A 14,948-nucleotide genomic window follows, 5' to 3' on the forward strand; every position below is an offset into this window, starting at 1 on the left:
GTTAACGAGGTTTCAGGGTTGCAGAATCGTATTATCTATAAGCCTTATTTTTTCAAGGGCAACGGCAATCGCCATGAGCGTTCTGCCTTCAATCAAGGCAACATCGTCCAGAGTCACAGGATCGCAGATGGAGATATAGTCAATGGTAATTGCCGGAAACGCGGCGAGTATTTCCGTTGCCTTCTCGACAATTTCCCGGGCATCGGAGATGCCGCTCTGCACCATTTGCCGGGAGTTTTCCAGGGCCTTTGATAAACTGAGGGCGGCCGGCCGCATATGGTCCTTCAGGTAGGCGTTTCGCGAACTCATGGCGAGCCCGTCAGCCTCCCGGATGATAGGTCCGCCGACAATCTCGATATCAAACTTGAGATCGGCCACCATCTGCCGGATTACAGCCAGCTGCTGAAAATCCTTCTCACCGAAAATGGCAACATGGGGTTTGACGATATGAAACAACTGGGTCACAACAGTCGTCACCCCTTTAAAAAATACCGGCCGCGACAATCCGCACAGATGGTGCGGCAGTTTCTCCAACTCGACATAGGTCTGGTAGCCATCCTGATAGAGCGCCTTGTCGGTCGGCACAAAAACCGCGTCCACACCCTCTTTTTCGGCCAGCTCCAGATCGCGTTCCAGGGACCGGGGATAGGAGCTCAGATCTTCGTTGGGTCCGAACTGCGCCGGGTTGACAAAGATACTCAAAACCAGATCGTCACCTTTCTGTTTGCCGATACGCAATAACGACACGTGCCCTGCATGCAGATAGCCCATGGTAGGTACAAAGGCGGTTGTCTTGCCTAAACGCCTCATCTCGTCTGCCCGGGCCTGCATTTCCTGCACGGAATGAATGATATTAATGGTACCACCTCATTTAAGAAAATAGCTTCAACTTTGTATACGACACCATCGGGCAATTCCCTGGGTTGAGAATGGGGCGCAGCAGGGAGAACCCTGGCGACAAAGATAGCAATCCGCCGGTATGAAAACAACTGAAAAAGCGAGCTCTCCTCAACGATTCGGATGAGACGGCATCGTTGAATGCAGCATTTCGGGCGAGGCAACACAGAGAATCGGCGAAGGCTTCTGGAGATCATACTCGAAGACAAAGGTACCGCTTTCAAAGATTTCCAGACAGGCATCGACCGCTTCGGCATCAAGCGTGATCCCCCGGCATTTTCTCAAATCGGCGAGTGCGGCCTCCATGCCCTTGGCCGGACGATACGGCCGGAAGGAGCTTGTCGCCTCGGTGACATCGGCTACGGCCAGAATTTTTGATTCAAGAAGCATCTCATCGCCACGAAGCCCCAGCGGATAGCCGGAGCCGTCCAGCCGCTCATGATGCTGAAAAACCATCTGGGCACAAGGCCAGGGAAAGGGGATGTTTTTCAGGATTTCGAAACTGATCTGGGGATGGATTTTGATGACCTCCAGTTCGGCATCGAGCAGCTGTCCCATGCGGTTCAAAATGGAAACGGGAATACGTATTTTCCCCACATCGTGGAGAAGCCCGGCAATGCGAATCCCCTCGATCAGCCAGTCAGAGAGTCCCATCTTTGCCGCAATCGCACAGGCCAGCTGGGCCACCCGCTGCTGATGTCCGGCGGTATACGGATCGCGGATTTCCGCCATCAGGGCCATACTGCAGATACTGCCATGGAGCATTTCCTGAATTTCGATGGTTTTTTTTTCAACCATCTTTTCCAGCTGGGCATTCTGGGAAACCAGCTGGGATTTCATCTCCTCCAGCGCGATATGGGTCTTGACCCTGGCCTTGACCTCCGCCGTATGAAACGGTTTGGTGATATAATCGACCGCCCCCATGGCAAAAGCCTTCGTTTTATCAATGGTTTCGCTTTTTGCGGTGATAAATATCAGGGGAATCGAATTGGTTAGAGGATTTTTTTTCAGCCTGGAGCAGACCTCATAACCATCCATCTCCGGCATCATGATATCGAGAAGAATAAGGTTAGGCATATATTTTTCGGCGTATTCAAGGGCGGAAGCACCTCTTTTGGCAATGCCCAGACGATATTCTTCCTTTAGGGTGTTGACCAGTAAATCGATATTTGTGGCATTATCATCGACTATGAGGACCAGCGGCCGATGTTCGTTCATTAATTTGCCTCCAGGGAGCTTTTCATCTGTGCTAAAGTCTTCAGAGCCTGATCATAGTCATAACGACGAATCTGCACATCCAGGATCTTCAACAGTGATGGCTCAACAATCTTCCGGCCGGCAAACTGTCTTTTCACCGCAGCGAAAGTCCCCTCTATCTGTTGCGGGTCCGCCTGCTCAATGGCCCCGACTAATGTCTCTAAAAGTTGCAGAGGATCGCCGACCGCAACATTTGCCGCAGGCTTCACCGCAACACTGTCGACCTTCTCGGTCAATGGTTTTAACTGCTCGAGAAGAAGTGTCAATTCTCTTACCAGGGCCTGCACCGGGCCGGCAATGCTTGCCGGGGACGGTTCTTTACTGCAGGCAGCCTCCAGGGCATCTGCGGTTCCCTGCACCGCGTGGGCGCCGATGTTGGCAGCGCTGCCTTTCAATCTGTGGGCCAGTCCCAGCAGAGACTGCCCGTCGTTGTTCGCTGCAGCATTTACGATAGTATCCACAGTTTCCGTGTTATCCTGGTAAAATCCCACCAGAATTTGTTGCAGGATCGGCCACTGCAGACCTGTCGTCTGCAATACCTCAGCGACATCGATCGCCGGCAGCTGCAGCTGGATCTCGGCGACTTTCTCCGCCTGCAGAGCATCGCCTGCAATGGTGCCGGCTCCTGCAGTCTCTTTATTACCGGCGGTCCCGGCATCGTCGGGTTCAGCCGCGTCCTCCTCCGAATCCGTTATTCTTTTACGGTTTTTCAGCACCCGCCACAGGGTATAAAAAAACCGATCCTGGTTAATGGGCTTGGCAACATATCCATCCATGCCCGCTTCCAGGCATTTTTCCTCATCCCCCTTCATGGCATGGGCAGTCATTGCCACAATCGGCAAGTCCTCGCAGCCAGGCAGTTTCCGTATTCGCCTCGTCGCCTGATATCCATTCATGATGGGCATCTGCACATCCATCAGTACAGCATCATAGCCCCCTTTTCGCACTGCTTCAACCGCCTCTTCGCCGTTAACCACGATGGTGACGAAGACCCCGGCGCCGCCGAGAATCGCCTTGGCCACCTCCTGGTTGGTAAAATTATCTTCCGCCACCAGGATCCTGCATCCCTTCAAACGTTTTTTATACATCGACGCCCTGGTGGTAAAATCTGTTTTTGTCCCTTTTTTGTGCTGCCCCTGCTTGCCAAAGGCATCCATAATTGCATCAAACAGAGTCGATTGAAAAATCGGTTTAGTCAGGAAACCGTTGGCTCCGGCTTCCTCCGCCTCCGACCGGTGCACCTCTTTGGCAAAGGCGGTCATCATGATAATGGGCAGCTTGAGGTTTAATTCCTTACGAATCTTCTTCGATGTTTCGATTCCGTCCATCCCGGGCATCTTCCAGTCCATCAAGACTAAATCCACCGGATCCTCCGCCGCCGCATCAACTTCCAGGCGCTGCAGCGCATCCTTCCCACAGCCCAGCGTTTCCACATTAAAATCAAGAGAAGTCAGAATCTTGGCCATTATATCCCGGCTGTCAGCACAATCGTCTACCACCAGAACGTTTATGCCGCGCAGATCCGGCGGGATATCAAACATCGAGCCAATCGGCGTTGCCGCCCTGACGAGGCGCACGGTAAAAGTAAAGGTACTTCCCACCCCGGGCGTACTGACCACATCAATGCTGCCGTGCATCATGTTCACAAATTTTTTGCAGATACTGAGGCCAAGGCCGGTTCCTTCATATTTCCTGGTCGAAGAGGAATCCCCCTGGGTAAAGGGTTCAAAGAGCGACGGCAGATAATCCGGCGATATGCCGGTACCGGTGTCCTTGACGGAAAAGGCCAGCATCAGCTGATCGTCGGTCAGCCCCTCGGTCTGCGCCGTCACATCCCAGGCACTGACCAGAATAATGCCGTCCTGGCTGGTGAATTTAATAGAATTACCGATTAAATTGGTCAGTATCTGCTGGAGTCGCAGGGAATCACCAAGCAGAATCCGCGGCGTATCCTTTTCGATATCCACCAGCAGTTCGATCCCTTTTTCCGCCACCTGGTTAATGAATACATCCATGACCCGGTCAAACATCTCATCAAGTCGAAACACCCGGTCTTTCAGCTCCAGCTGCCCGGCCTCGATCTTTGAGTAATCGAGGATATCGTTGATAATCCCCAACAGGGAATAGGAAGAGTTCTGCACAATATGCAGATAATGTTCTACTTCGTTCGACAAGGGCTCCGCCAGGGCCAGATCGGTGGCGCCGATTATACCGTTCATCGGCGTACGGATCTCATGGCTCATATTGGCGAGAAACTGGCTCTTGGCAAGGGTCGCCGCCTCGGCCTGCTCCTTGGCCAGTTCGAGTTCCTTATCCATTTTCTTGTGTAATTCAATCTCCTTGGTCAGGGAATCATGCGATGCCTTGATGCGACGGTTGAGCTTTAAAATCAGCCCGGTGAAGGCGGCATGTGAACAGATGACGATAATGGAGACAAGCAGCCACGGCCAGTAATCGCGCAAAATGTTATGGATGGTAACCTTGCCGAGATCTTTATAGGGCCCGACGTGCAGTGCCATCATGAGATCCATGACCGGTTGATAATTCATCGGTATCGTCCAGCCGGCACAGCCTGCCGCCTGGGCGGCCGGAGAGTCGGCGTTCATCTGCAGCAATGCCACGGTAACTTTTTCGGCCAGCTCGACCGATGTCTCTTTGGCCTTTGCCATCGGCCAGTCGGGATATTCTCTCGTCGTGCAGAGGTACGGGGTCTTCAGCCCTGGATCGTGCAGTCGGGGAAAAACAAAAAAGTCCTGGAGATTGATCTTCCCCTCGGCGCTCAGTTCTTCCAGCGTATTGGTGCGCACGGTCCCGACATCAGCCAGCCCGTCGCGGACCGCATAGACAACCTCATCATGGGTCTCCCTGTGCAGTATTTCTTTAAAAGCCTTATGGGGATCAATGCCGTTTTCCTTCAATTCCCGCCAGGCCATCAGCCAGCCGCCAAGGGAGTTTTCGGAGACCCCCATAAACGACTTCCCTTTGAGATCCGCCAGCTTTCTGATATCCTTTCGATCCGCCCGGCTGAAGATGACACTGCCGTATTGCGAATAGACCCGGCCGAGCCGCATCTCTTTCAAGGTCGCGATCCGGTTGACGCCATACCCTTGTTCCAGTTCCACATAATAGGAGGAATTGGTCAGGATAAAATCCACCTCGCCATTGCGGACGCTGGGGGTAATCTGATCATGGGTTAAGGGCACGATGACAAATGCAAAGCCCGGAATATGCCTGGTGAGATATTCTGCCGTTGGCGACCAGTTCTTGAGGCATTGTGCTGCGCCGCGCACCGCCAGCACCCCGATTTTAACTGGTTTTTCCGCTGCCTGCGCTGACGACAAAACGAAGAGACACCACAGAAGACAGGGAAAAATCATCAGTCTGTGCAGCTGGTTTTTTCGGCATGGAGTACGAGTTTTCATGTGCTGAGAGTTTACCTCACACCTGAAGAGTGACCAAAAGCGCATCCCCCGGACGACTATTTTTTGAACGGATTCATAATCAGCACCGGACAATGCGCCGCTTTCAGGACTCTTTCCGCGACGCTGCCGAGCAGGATCTTTTCCAGCCCTTTCGAGCCATGGGTTCCCATGATAATCAAATCGGCATCCTGAGCGGTGGCATATTCAATGATCGAATCGACTGGATCACCGACAATGACCTTCCCGGTACACCCTTTGCACCTCTCTTTGTTGTCCTCAAGAAGCTGCGCCATTCTGACCCGTACATCTGCCAGCAACTTTGCTTCATATTCCTGGACGTATGAGAGCGGTGTCATTGAATTGCCCGGGTAGAATTCAACGACATGGATGTAATGGGTGAGGGCTGAGAACTCTCCGGCCAGATACGCTGCATAGTCAACAAGCGCGTCCGTATGGTAAGCAAAATCGACGGGAACAACAACTCGTTTGATAGGTCTCATTTCTGTCTCCCTTGTCAAAGATTTTTCCATATATCCATAGTATAAGGTAACTATCTTGCACAGACTGTGCCACAGCAAGGCATCTCTTTTAATGTTTTTCCAAACATTTTCCCATTCGGTATCTGATTGAAAAAACAACTAGTTATTAAACGGGAATGGACAACCATACTCGTAAACCGAAATCCCCACGATATTGCCGCATGACGTGGTGTCAGGATAATTTACAGGGTGTAAATGAATCTCTCGCAAAAAAATTACTGATGCTGCCTCTCTTTTAAAAACATCTGTACATCGGGACTCTCACTCTGGCGGCGGGAGTATTCCGGCGGGCTCTCTTCGACAAAGCCCAGCTGGAGGTAGAGGGCCTGCAGTCGAGGATTTCTGGTCAACGAAATAAACCGGCTGTAGCCCTGTTCAACCATCTTGTCGATAAAGGCATTGACCGTAAAGACCCCCACCCTCTGATTACGAAAACGGGCGGAGATTGCCAAAGCCCCCAGTTCCACGGTCCGCTCATCGATTATCTTCTGCTCCAGACAACCGACCACAATCCCGTCAATCGCCGTCACAAAAAAGTGATGCCTGTTGTCACTGAGATATTGCCTGCTTCGGGGTTTCAGGAATCCTGAACGCTTATACATAGCCAGAATCCGCCGCACAATAGCCACCTCTTCATCGGTTTGCACCTGCCGCAGTTCCTCGCTGAAGTTGTCAGCGATCATCGTTCCGGTGCCTTCCACGGTGAACAGCTCGTGTTTGATGGTATTCTTTCCGGCCGGCAGGATATGAATACGCTCGCACTGGCCCGCCTCAATCTTTTCGCAGATGCGATTCATGGTGTCTTTAAAGTTCACATTGCCGATAAAATCACCAAAATCGGCATAATCGGCCATTGCCTCCCGCACTCTTCGGGTGGTCAGGGCATTGATTTTATAACCCTTGTTATCAATAAGATAACGGCGTTCAAGAAAAATGAGTTTATAGATGGTATCCGGATGCTGCAGAACTTCCTGGTAAAAATCAAGCTCCGGAGCGATCCTGATAAGGCTCGTTTCAGGCAGACGTAGTTCCAGTTTTTTCAATAACTTCTGGTTGGCAAAGCGATGAGGCAGATTGTGAAACAGGGTGGTGGCGACGCCTTTTCTTACTAAAAATTTAATGTCGGCGACGATCTCATTAAAATGATCGCGCAGGATTCCCTCGCGACAGGCGATACATACCGTTCGGCCGACCAGGTTCTTTACATATTCATTGAGATAGAGCTGTACCATGATCAAACATTTTCGCGGCTATGTGTTGTTGGAGAATCACCTCTTCGCTGCCTGCAGATGCAACAGCCAAGCTATCATGTTCGGCCCTCTCCCGCAATATTTACAATATCGATCAGTCAAGGAGGGTTTTTCACCAGGCGACCTGAAAAATGCACGGTTGCATCAAAAAAAATCCCAATCATCATTTGCAAAGTTACCCAATAACCATTAACAGTTATACCCTGTCTGATTTTTACTTCTGCACCATGGGGGGCACCTTTGACCAGGGTGCTTTCGTTCATAAGAGCACCAGGGAATATCGTGAATAATACTCTTGCCGTATCCTTAGCCCGGCAGCTTATACGGGTAAATACCGTCAATCCACCGGGAAATGAGGCTGATGCTGTCCGTATTATCGCCCCGCTTCTCCAGGACGCCGGATTTCACCTCAAAGAGTACCAGTACGGCACCAACCGCAGTTCACTGGTTGCGCACAAAGGGAGAATGGACCGGCCTGCCGTTATTTTGTCGGGTCATCTCGACACCGTCCCCTTTGGCTCTCAACCCTGGCAAACCGACCCGCTTGGGGCCCTGGTCGTTGAGGACAAACTGTTTGGCAGAGGGGCGGCAGACATGAAGGGCGGCGTTGCCGTGCTGGTCGCGGCGGCGATTCATTTCGCCGATAAAATCAAGGAAAAACCGGTCACGCTGGTTCTTTCCGCGGATGAGGAGATTGGCTGCGCGGGGGCGGCGTCGCTTATCAGTCAGAAGGTGCTGCCCAGGGCCCGCTGCATACTGGTGGCAGAACCCACCGGCAATATTCCCCGGCTCGGCCATAAAGGGGTGTTCTGGTTAAAAACACTGTTCCACGGCAAAACTGCCCATGCCGCCTTTCCCGAGCTTGGCATAAATGCCCTGTTAAAAGCAGCCCGGGCTGTTGTGGCACTGAATGGTGACATCGTCAGGGGGAAGGCACATGATGTCATGGGTGAGGCAACGCTGGTGACCAGTCGTTTTTTGAGCGGCGACAATTACAACTCCGTGCCTGACCTGGCCGAGGTAGGCATCGATATCCGTTCCACCGTAAACTGGTCGCATACCGAGATTCTGCACAAGATTACCACCTTGCTTGCGCCTCTGGATCCCGAATTTGAAGTGATCTTTGATCTGCCGCCGCTGTGGACCCCCCCGGAAAGCGACGGCATCCCGGAGATTTTTGCCGCCTGTGATACCGTACGGAAACAAACGCACCCGCCGGCAATTGTCACTTTTTACACCGATGGCGGAATTCTTGGCCCGGGTCTTGGCAATGCGCCCGTTGTTGTGCTGGGTCCGGGCGATTCGGGTATGGCCCATAAAGTTGATGAATATGTGATGGTAAATGACTTGCTTGAAGGCGTTGCTCTCTATCTGGAGATTCTTGCCCGCTTGTGCTTGTAGCGATCACAGAAGATTACTCTGGGCATTCTCTTTGTCCCCCAGGGACGCAACGTCTTTCCCAGCCTGTCACTCCTGGAAAATCTGCATCTTTGCCGGATTTTCATCTCCGAGTCCCTCTTTCAGGAGCGGCTGGAAACTGTCCTGGAAACTTTTCCCTGGATGAAAGACAAACTGCACAGTCCGGCGGGATCGCTCTCGGGCGGCCTGCGCCAGATGCTGGCTCTTTCGAGAATTTTCCTTCTCAAACCCAGGCTTGTTCTCCTGGATGAACCGTTCCTCGGCCTTTCCCCGCTGGTTGTCGATGATATTTTTGCGACAATCACTGCTTTGAACCAGCAGGGCATCTCCTTTTTGCTGGTCGAACAGAATGCCCGCAAAGGTCTGTCCGTTGCCAATCGCGGCTATGTCCTTGAATCGGGCCAAAATCGTTTGACCGGCAGTGGCACCCAACTCCTCGACGACCCCGAAGTCCAGCGCCTCTATCTCGGAGGATGATTGAGAATGGAGTGGCGAAAAGTGATGCCATGGCCCGTATTCCCGGCGGCTCGTCCTGGGCTGATGCCGCTGGATACGAGTTTTCTTAACCCTGGCCGTTCATTTTGCGGCCGCGTCGTGCTGGTGCAGTAGCTCCACGATGTCCCTGTGGCTCATTTTAGAAGCGATGGATAACGCACTGTCGCCGTAGGTGTTCTTGATATTGACATCGGCCCGCTTGGCAAGCAGCAGCTTCACGACATCGCTGTGGCCATTCCGAGAAGCCGCCATCAAGGCGGTGAGTCCATATTCTGTTCTGGTATTTATGTCGGCCCCTTTTTCCAGCAGCAACGCAACTACATCTTTTTTACCTTCCTGAGATGCCTCAATTAAAGCAGTCAAGCCCTCGGTCTCCCTGGCATTAATATCGACTCCTCTGGCGAGATAGGTTTCGACGGCATGGATATCTCCCACTCGTGCGGCATAGCATAAGAAATCAGGTGTTGCCGATTGATCATACTTGCGCAGCAATACTTTGATTTCCGTATAAGAGGTAAGATCCAAAGCAGTTTCGCCGTTATTATTCAGACCATTGACATCGGCACCCTGGGTAAGCAGCAGTTCCACAATATCCTTGTAACCGTCAGCAGAGGCGAGCATCAAAGCGGTTATCCCGTCCTTATTCTTGACATTGACATCGGCCCCCTGGTCGAGAAGGTTTTTCACCCCAGTCAGATCGCCACGAGCTGCTGCTTCTAATAAATCGATGGTTACGAAGGGCGACTTTTTTTCACACCCAGCAGTTGCCAACAAAGTAATGACCAGGATTACTATTGAGAGAATTCTCATCGTGCTGCCTCTTATCAAATGATTGCCCATCTGTTTTGAAGAAAATTTTTCACACATCCAGGGATAGGAATACATCCACCACGTCTGGATCGAACATGGTTCCACGGTTTTCGCGCATAAAGGCCAGAACATTTTCCTTGAGCCACCCCTCACGATACGGACGCTGGCTGATCAGGGCATCGTACACATCAGCGACACAGAGAATCCTGGCACCGATAGCGATTTCTTCGCCTGAGAGTCCATCCGGGTAGCCTTTGCCATCAAAACGTTCGTGGTGTTGTATGATTAGTGGAATAATGTCCTTGTACACGTGGATCGGCTCAAGGATCTTTCCGCCGATGGCAGGATGCATTTTGATTGAGCCGTATTCTTCATCGGTCAGTTTATCGGGTTTATCCAATACCGCGAGAGGTATACCGATTTTGCCGATATCGTGCAGCAATCCAGCCCGAAGCAATATTTCCAGCTGCTCCTTGTCCCAATTCATCGCTCGGCCAATTCTTGCCGCCAGGTCAGCGACGCGCTCCGAATGCCCCGCCGTCCACTTACTTTTCGCATCAACAGTGCGGGCCAGAGCCTCCACCGTTCCAAGGGACAGTCGTTCCAGGTTGGAAACCAGACGGGCGTTGGCCAGGGCTATGCCCAATTGATCAGCAAGCTGCCGCGCTTGACCTATCTGCTCCATCGAATCCTGCCCTGCCGGAATGGTGAAGTCCAGGATTAGAGCACCGATGACATGCCGTTCCGAATTGAGCGGCAGAAACAAGAAGGAATCACTGGTCGTTCGGTCCACCAGGAAACGGGGCAGGAAAGTATCCCGTTGCAAAACTCTGAACCGTTCTCCCGAGAAAAGCACTTCCTGTTCTTCCTTGCTTAATTGCACATATTCTTCATCGAGATCATTGTGGTGACTCCCTTCAAGAATGGTCAATCGCATCCGGTTCAGATCCTCCGGTGTGCGTTGCGCAAGTATGATCAACCGGTCGGAAAAAAATTCCGAAATCATGCGCAGCGACCGGGGAATAATCACCGACGAATCCAGGCTTGAAAGGATAGATCGGTCGATCTCGTCAATAAGAGCCAGGGTGTTGAACTGTTTGTTCAATTGGCTGGTCATGGTGTTAAAGCTTTCGGCCAGTTGTTCGAATTCATCACCGCTGGTGATCTCAACCCGACTGTTGAAATCCTTTTTCCCCACTCGTTCGGTGCCCTGTCGCAACATTTCCAGGGGGTTTAATGTTTTCCGAATGAAAAACAGCGAAAGCAAAAGGATGCTCCAGAAAGAGAGTAAAATTATCAGGGGGAAAGTTCGTTTGAACCCAAGCATGGCACGCAGCATATTGGAACGCGTGCCACTGAGAATGATGGTCCATGTCTGACCGTTAAAACGGGAATTAAGGAACAACGGCCAGCCGCTGGCCATGTACCTTTCTCCATCAATTGCGTAGTCGAAACGCAAGTAATTGCTGGTTGCTGAATGGTTGGCCGTGGCTGGCAACGTAGCACCAGGTGAGATCTGTGTTGCGGTAATCAGCTGACCGGTCCCATCATAAATGGCCAGTTCAGTCATGGAAGGCAGCACGTCATTGACCCCAACTCCCCATAAAATAGAGGATTCGGGTTGAGCGACAAGAAGCCCCTGGCTGCCAACGGCTGTAAACGGAACAAGAAGATACACCGCCTTGCCTGGGCTTTTTGTTTTACTCGTGTAAAGAGTGGGTTTTCCCTGTTGCTGAAGCAGTTGATCAAAGAGATCAAAATCCGGCTCCAAGTCTATGACGCCGGAGAGCGTTGTCAGACCGGATCCCGCCTTATACAGGCCCAGACCAACAAACATTGTCGTTACCTGCTCGCGGAGCACGTCAGGGATGCCATTCGTGCTTTGACCGCCAGCAGTCAGGTATGAGGCATAAAATTGGATGAGATTGTCCATAAGGATGAGACGATCCATCAGAGCCATACCATATACGTTACAGTCGTTTTCCATGCGGAGCGTAGTCTGTTCGTAGAGCTGATTTTCGACCCTATAATAGGAATACACAACAGAAATGGTTAAGGGCAAAAACGCGCATCCAAGGAACAAGACAAAAAAACGGCGGGCAATTCTGCTTTTGAAAAAGGAGATTCCGATCTGCATAATTTTCAGTAGTCTGCAACGAGTCCCAAAAAGGCACCATCATTTGCACGGACGATATCATCTTGACTGGCTTTGGCGGTGAAAGGGGCAACGCTCTTGCCATCCTTCCCCACAGAATAAAGATCAAAATCGGTGTTCACCGGATGCAATGCTTTGTTTTTACGGATCTTTACCCCTTTGGGTACATTATCGATTGGATAATACACATAGGCATTGCCCCAGGGATCGACAGGGTTGCCCAGTCCCGCCTCAATCAGGGTATTGGGAAAACGGTTATTATACGCCTTAAAGGCGTAGGCGGCAGTTTCAATCCTTTTGAAGTCGGCAATAACACCAGCAATTACAGCCCGTTCTCTATAACTGATGTAATTGGGGGTGGCGATGGCGGCCAAGGTTCCGATAATGGCGATAGAGACCATTATTTCAATAAGTGTAAAGCCATTTACTCCGATCTTTTTCAATACTTTCAAGATATTTATATTTTTTGGTGAGTTCCACTAAACCTCAGCTATATAGGAATATGAGGTGCCCCTTTCACGGGACGTCATAAACCCATCCCTGGGGGCTTGACCGCACACATCCAGGCTGCGGAACAGTCGTGCAAAGGGGATCTCATATCCCTCTAAACCTTCTCAGCTGAACTTGAGTGGTCATCACAAATTTTTTAAGGCCCGTCGAGCGTGGCGAAACATGTAGGTGAAGTTCGGAATTATACCCGGTCGTTTATGATCGGGATCCTGCTCAATAGTTTTTCATAGCAATGTCATTAAGACATTGTGGCATAGTAAGTACATCACAACGACCTATTCAAGTAAAGGGTTTTTTAGATTTCCGCTCTTTTGACAGCGGCATGCGGCACCTGGAGCTACGCCCCAGAAGGAAAGCTCAAACTGGCACCGTCAGGAGCAGTGGCATTATTGCTGCTGAGCCGATACTCGGATAGACCCTACTTTTTCACTTATGCCTTTTCGCAGAACTTCGCGATTATATGCGGAGATAACGCTGCGTCGCTTGAGCATGCCCAGAACCCATTGATTGTCCAGGGATTCAACAACGGGAATTTCTTCAATTCCTTTAATATCGAAAAGTTCCATTGCTGTGTAGAGAGTGTCATCGGGCGTCAGCATTATGATATCACGGTGACAGATCGAACCTACCGTCTGCTCTGATCGGGCCTGGGAGTCACGGTGAATAATCTTTTTGACGTCGGTCATGGAGACTATTCCCGTCATTTTCCCTGACTCGTCGATGACCGGGAAGTAGAATCCGTCCTTGCTCTCACTGAAAGTCAACAGCAGCTGGTTAATATCTGCCTCTTCACTTATAAAATTAATATCTTCAGTTATTGCCAGACCGACTTTAAGTGACTTCATTATCGCCACTTCACGACCTTCGTGAATGTTAATGCCCTCTCGACTGAAATCGACGGTATCAATTGAGTCCTCATCGAGCTTGGTGGCCACAACCGTACCGATGATGGAGGCGAGCATGGCTGGCACGATGATCTTGTAATTCCCAGTCATCTCAAATAACAGGAAAATAGCCGTAAGGGGGGCATGGGTCGATGCTGCCAGGAAGGCCCCTATCCCGACCGATGCATAAGCACCTGGTCCCGCGGTTATATCGGGGAATAACCTGTGCACAAATGAGCCGAAACTGCCGCCTATCATCGTGCCAATAAAGAGGGCCGGCGCAAACAGTCCTCCCGCCCCGCCGGACCCCAGCGTTACTGCCGTTGCAAATATTTTCAGGAAAATTAGTGAGATCAGCAGGTTGTTCATCTCGCTACCGTAGAGTACTGCTTCGATGGCATGATACCCATCGCCCATAACCTGTGGGAACATTATGCCGATTGTACCGACGATGACGGCACCGGTTATCGGTTTTAACTGGTTGGGGATCTTAAGATTTCGGTAACAATCACGGATAGAGTAAAAAACCCTGGTATGAAATACTGCGATAAAACCGGTGATCACGGCCAGTAACGCATAGAGAGGCAGCTCTATAAAGGGGTTAACGACATAGTATTGAGGGATTACAAAAAGATTTGCTTCCCCAAAGTAGGATCGGGTGACCACGGTTGATATGGCTGAGGCGGTGATCAGGGCCGAAAAGGAGGATATTTCATAGGTGCCCAGCAGCACTATTTCCGCCGCAAAAAATACACCGGCTATTGGCGCATTGAACATACCGGCAATCCCGCCGGCACAACCGGCAGCGATATAGAGTTTCATCCTGTCTCCGGAGACATGAAAAAACTGACCCACCTGTGACCCCATCGCACCACCTATCTGGGCGATTGGTCCTTCGACCCCGGCAGAGTTACCCGTTCCTATGGTGAGGGCTGTGGAAACTATCTTTAAGAAGATGGTACGGCTGCGTATATATCCACCTTCCAGGTTTACTTTGCGGAGAAATTTCGTAAATCCGTAGCCATTCACTTCGCCGGGAAAAAGTAACGACAGAGGAATGAGGAGGATCATGCCAGTCACAGGGATGAGTGGCAGGAGGAGGAGGTGCAGACCACCATGGTCGATTCGTAACAATTCCTTTCCGCCTTTGAAGAAAAATTCCTCGACGAATTGAACAGTAATACGGAAAACAATATTGAGGACTCCGGAGATGAGGCCGATAAATGTGGCTACAGCAAGAAGACGCGTGTTGTCTCCAGGCAGGAGCCATCGGAGGTGTGATTTCATGACAGCAACAGATATAAGGGCAG

At 51.1% G+C, this 14,948-nt stretch carries 12 protein-coding genes; 2 read left to right on the forward strand and 10 right to left on the reverse strand.

The window, feature by feature from the left end; all coding sequences use genetic code 11:
* Positions 1–12: 12 nt before the first annotated feature.
* The 6 genes from panC to FCL47_RS24455 form a co-directional block, all read right to left on the reverse strand.
* Entirely contained in the window at positions 13–858 is an 846-nt protein-coding gene (gene panC, locus FCL47_RS18890; RefSeq protein ID WP_136815205.1) for a pantoate--beta-alanine ligase, read from the reverse strand.
* 150 nt (positions 859–1,008) lie between these two features.
* Positions 1,009–2,115: an HD-GYP domain-containing protein gene (locus FCL47_RS18895; protein ID WP_136815207.1), complete on the reverse strand. Its 1,107-nt coding sequence runs from the start codon at positions 2,113–2,115 to the stop codon at positions 1,009–1,011.
* Positions 2,115–5,576: a response regulator gene (locus FCL47_RS18900; RefSeq protein WP_167496564.1), complete on the reverse strand. Its 3,462-nt coding sequence runs from the start codon at positions 5,574–5,576 to the stop codon at positions 2,115–2,117. The genes FCL47_RS18895 and FCL47_RS18900 overlap by 1 nt, the downstream gene beginning before the upstream one ends.
* 56 nt (positions 5,577–5,632) lie before the next feature.
* Positions 5,633–6,076, reverse strand: coding sequence for a universal stress protein (locus FCL47_RS18905; RefSeq protein WP_167496565.1), 444 nt, complete (start codon positions 6,074–6,076; stop codon positions 5,633–5,635).
* A gap of 254 nt (positions 6,077–6,330) precedes the next feature.
* A complete protein-coding gene (locus FCL47_RS18910) occupies positions 6,331–7,347 on the reverse strand; it encodes a GNAT family N-acetyltransferase (protein ID WP_136815212.1) in 1,017 nt (338 codons plus the stop codon).
* A 116-nt stretch (positions 7,348–7,463) separates the two neighbouring features.
* Complete coding sequence (locus tag FCL47_RS24455; protein ID WP_153306381.1) at positions 7,464–7,628, reverse strand: hypothetical protein; 165 nt, start codon at positions 7,626–7,628, stop codon at positions 7,464–7,466.
* Between the two features lie 19 nt (positions 7,629–7,647).
* Between FCL47_RS24455 and FCL47_RS18915 the strand changes: the two genes are divergently transcribed.
* Positions 7,648–8,766 carry a M20 family metallopeptidase gene (locus FCL47_RS18915; protein WP_167496566.1) on the forward strand — a complete coding sequence of 373 codons (1,119 nt, stop codon included), beginning with the start codon at positions 7,648–7,650 and terminating at the stop codon, positions 8,764–8,766.
* 18 nt (positions 8,767–8,784) lie between these two features.
* Positions 8,785–9,261 carry an ABC transporter ATP-binding protein gene (locus FCL47_RS18920; RefSeq protein WP_370459582.1) on the forward strand — a complete coding sequence of 159 codons (477 nt, stop codon included), beginning with the start codon at positions 8,785–8,787 and terminating at the stop codon, positions 9,259–9,261.
* 99 nt (positions 9,262–9,360) lie between these two features.
* Here the strand turns inward: FCL47_RS18920 and FCL47_RS18925 are convergent, their stop codons facing one another.
* From FCL47_RS18925 to FCL47_RS18940, 4 genes are all read right to left on the reverse strand, one after another.
* Positions 9,361–10,089: an ankyrin repeat domain-containing protein gene (locus tag FCL47_RS18925; RefSeq protein WP_167496567.1), complete on the reverse strand. Its 729-nt coding sequence runs from the start codon at positions 10,087–10,089 to the stop codon at positions 9,361–9,363.
* 49 nt (positions 10,090–10,138) lie between these two features.
* Positions 10,139–12,076 (reverse strand): HD domain-containing phosphohydrolase, encoded by a 1,938-nt coding sequence (locus FCL47_RS18930; protein WP_167496568.1) that lies wholly within the window; start codon positions 12,074–12,076, stop codon positions 10,139–10,141.
* A 155-nt stretch (positions 12,077–12,231) separates the two neighbouring features.
* Positions 12,232–12,687 carry a prepilin-type N-terminal cleavage/methylation domain-containing protein gene (locus tag FCL47_RS25480; protein WP_304992181.1) on the reverse strand — a complete coding sequence of 152 codons (456 nt, stop codon included), beginning with the start codon at positions 12,685–12,687 and terminating at the stop codon, positions 12,232–12,234.
* A 453-nt stretch (positions 12,688–13,140) separates the two neighbouring features.
* Complete coding sequence (locus FCL47_RS18940) at positions 13,141–14,925, reverse strand: chloride channel protein (protein WP_136815221.1); 1,785 nt, start codon at positions 14,923–14,925, stop codon at positions 13,141–13,143.
* Between the last annotated feature and the right edge of the window lie 23 nt (positions 14,926–14,948).

Origin of the sequence: Desulfopila sp. IMCC35006 (genome assembly GCF_005116645.1) — a bacterium.
Classification (GTDB): domain Bacteria; phylum Desulfobacterota; class Desulfobulbia; order Desulfobulbales; family Desulfocapsaceae; genus Desulforhopalus_A.

Coding starts and splice junctions, on each gene's coding strand:
- FCL47_RS18930 (WP_167496568.1), bottom strand. CDS start 12,076: ATGGAAAACGACTGTAACGTATATGGTATGGCTCTGATGGATCGTCTC.
- FCL47_RS18900 (WP_167496564.1), bottom strand. CDS start 5,576: ATGAAAACTCGTACTCCATGCCGAAAAAACCAGCTGCACAGACTGATG.
- FCL47_RS24455 (WP_153306381.1), bottom strand. CDS start 7,628: ATGAACGAAAGCACCCTGGTCAAAGGTGCCCCCCATGGTGCAGAAGTA.
- FCL47_RS18905 (WP_167496565.1), bottom strand. CDS start 6,076: ATGAGACCTATCAAACGAGTTGTTGTTCCCGTCGATTTTGCTTACCAT.
- FCL47_RS18940 (WP_136815221.1), bottom strand. CDS start 14,925: ATGAAATCACACCTCCGATGGCTCCTGCCTGGAGACAACACGCGTCTT.
- FCL47_RS18910 (WP_136815212.1), bottom strand. CDS start 7,347: ATGGTACAGCTCTATCTCAATGAATATGTAAAGAACCTGGTCGGCCGA.
- FCL47_RS18925 (WP_167496567.1), bottom strand. CDS start 10,089: ATGAGAATTCTCTCAATAGTAATCCTGGTCATTACTTTGTTGGCAACT.
- FCL47_RS18895 (WP_136815207.1), bottom strand. CDS start 2,115: ATGAACGAACATCGGCCGCTGGTCCTCATAGTCGATGATAATGCCACA.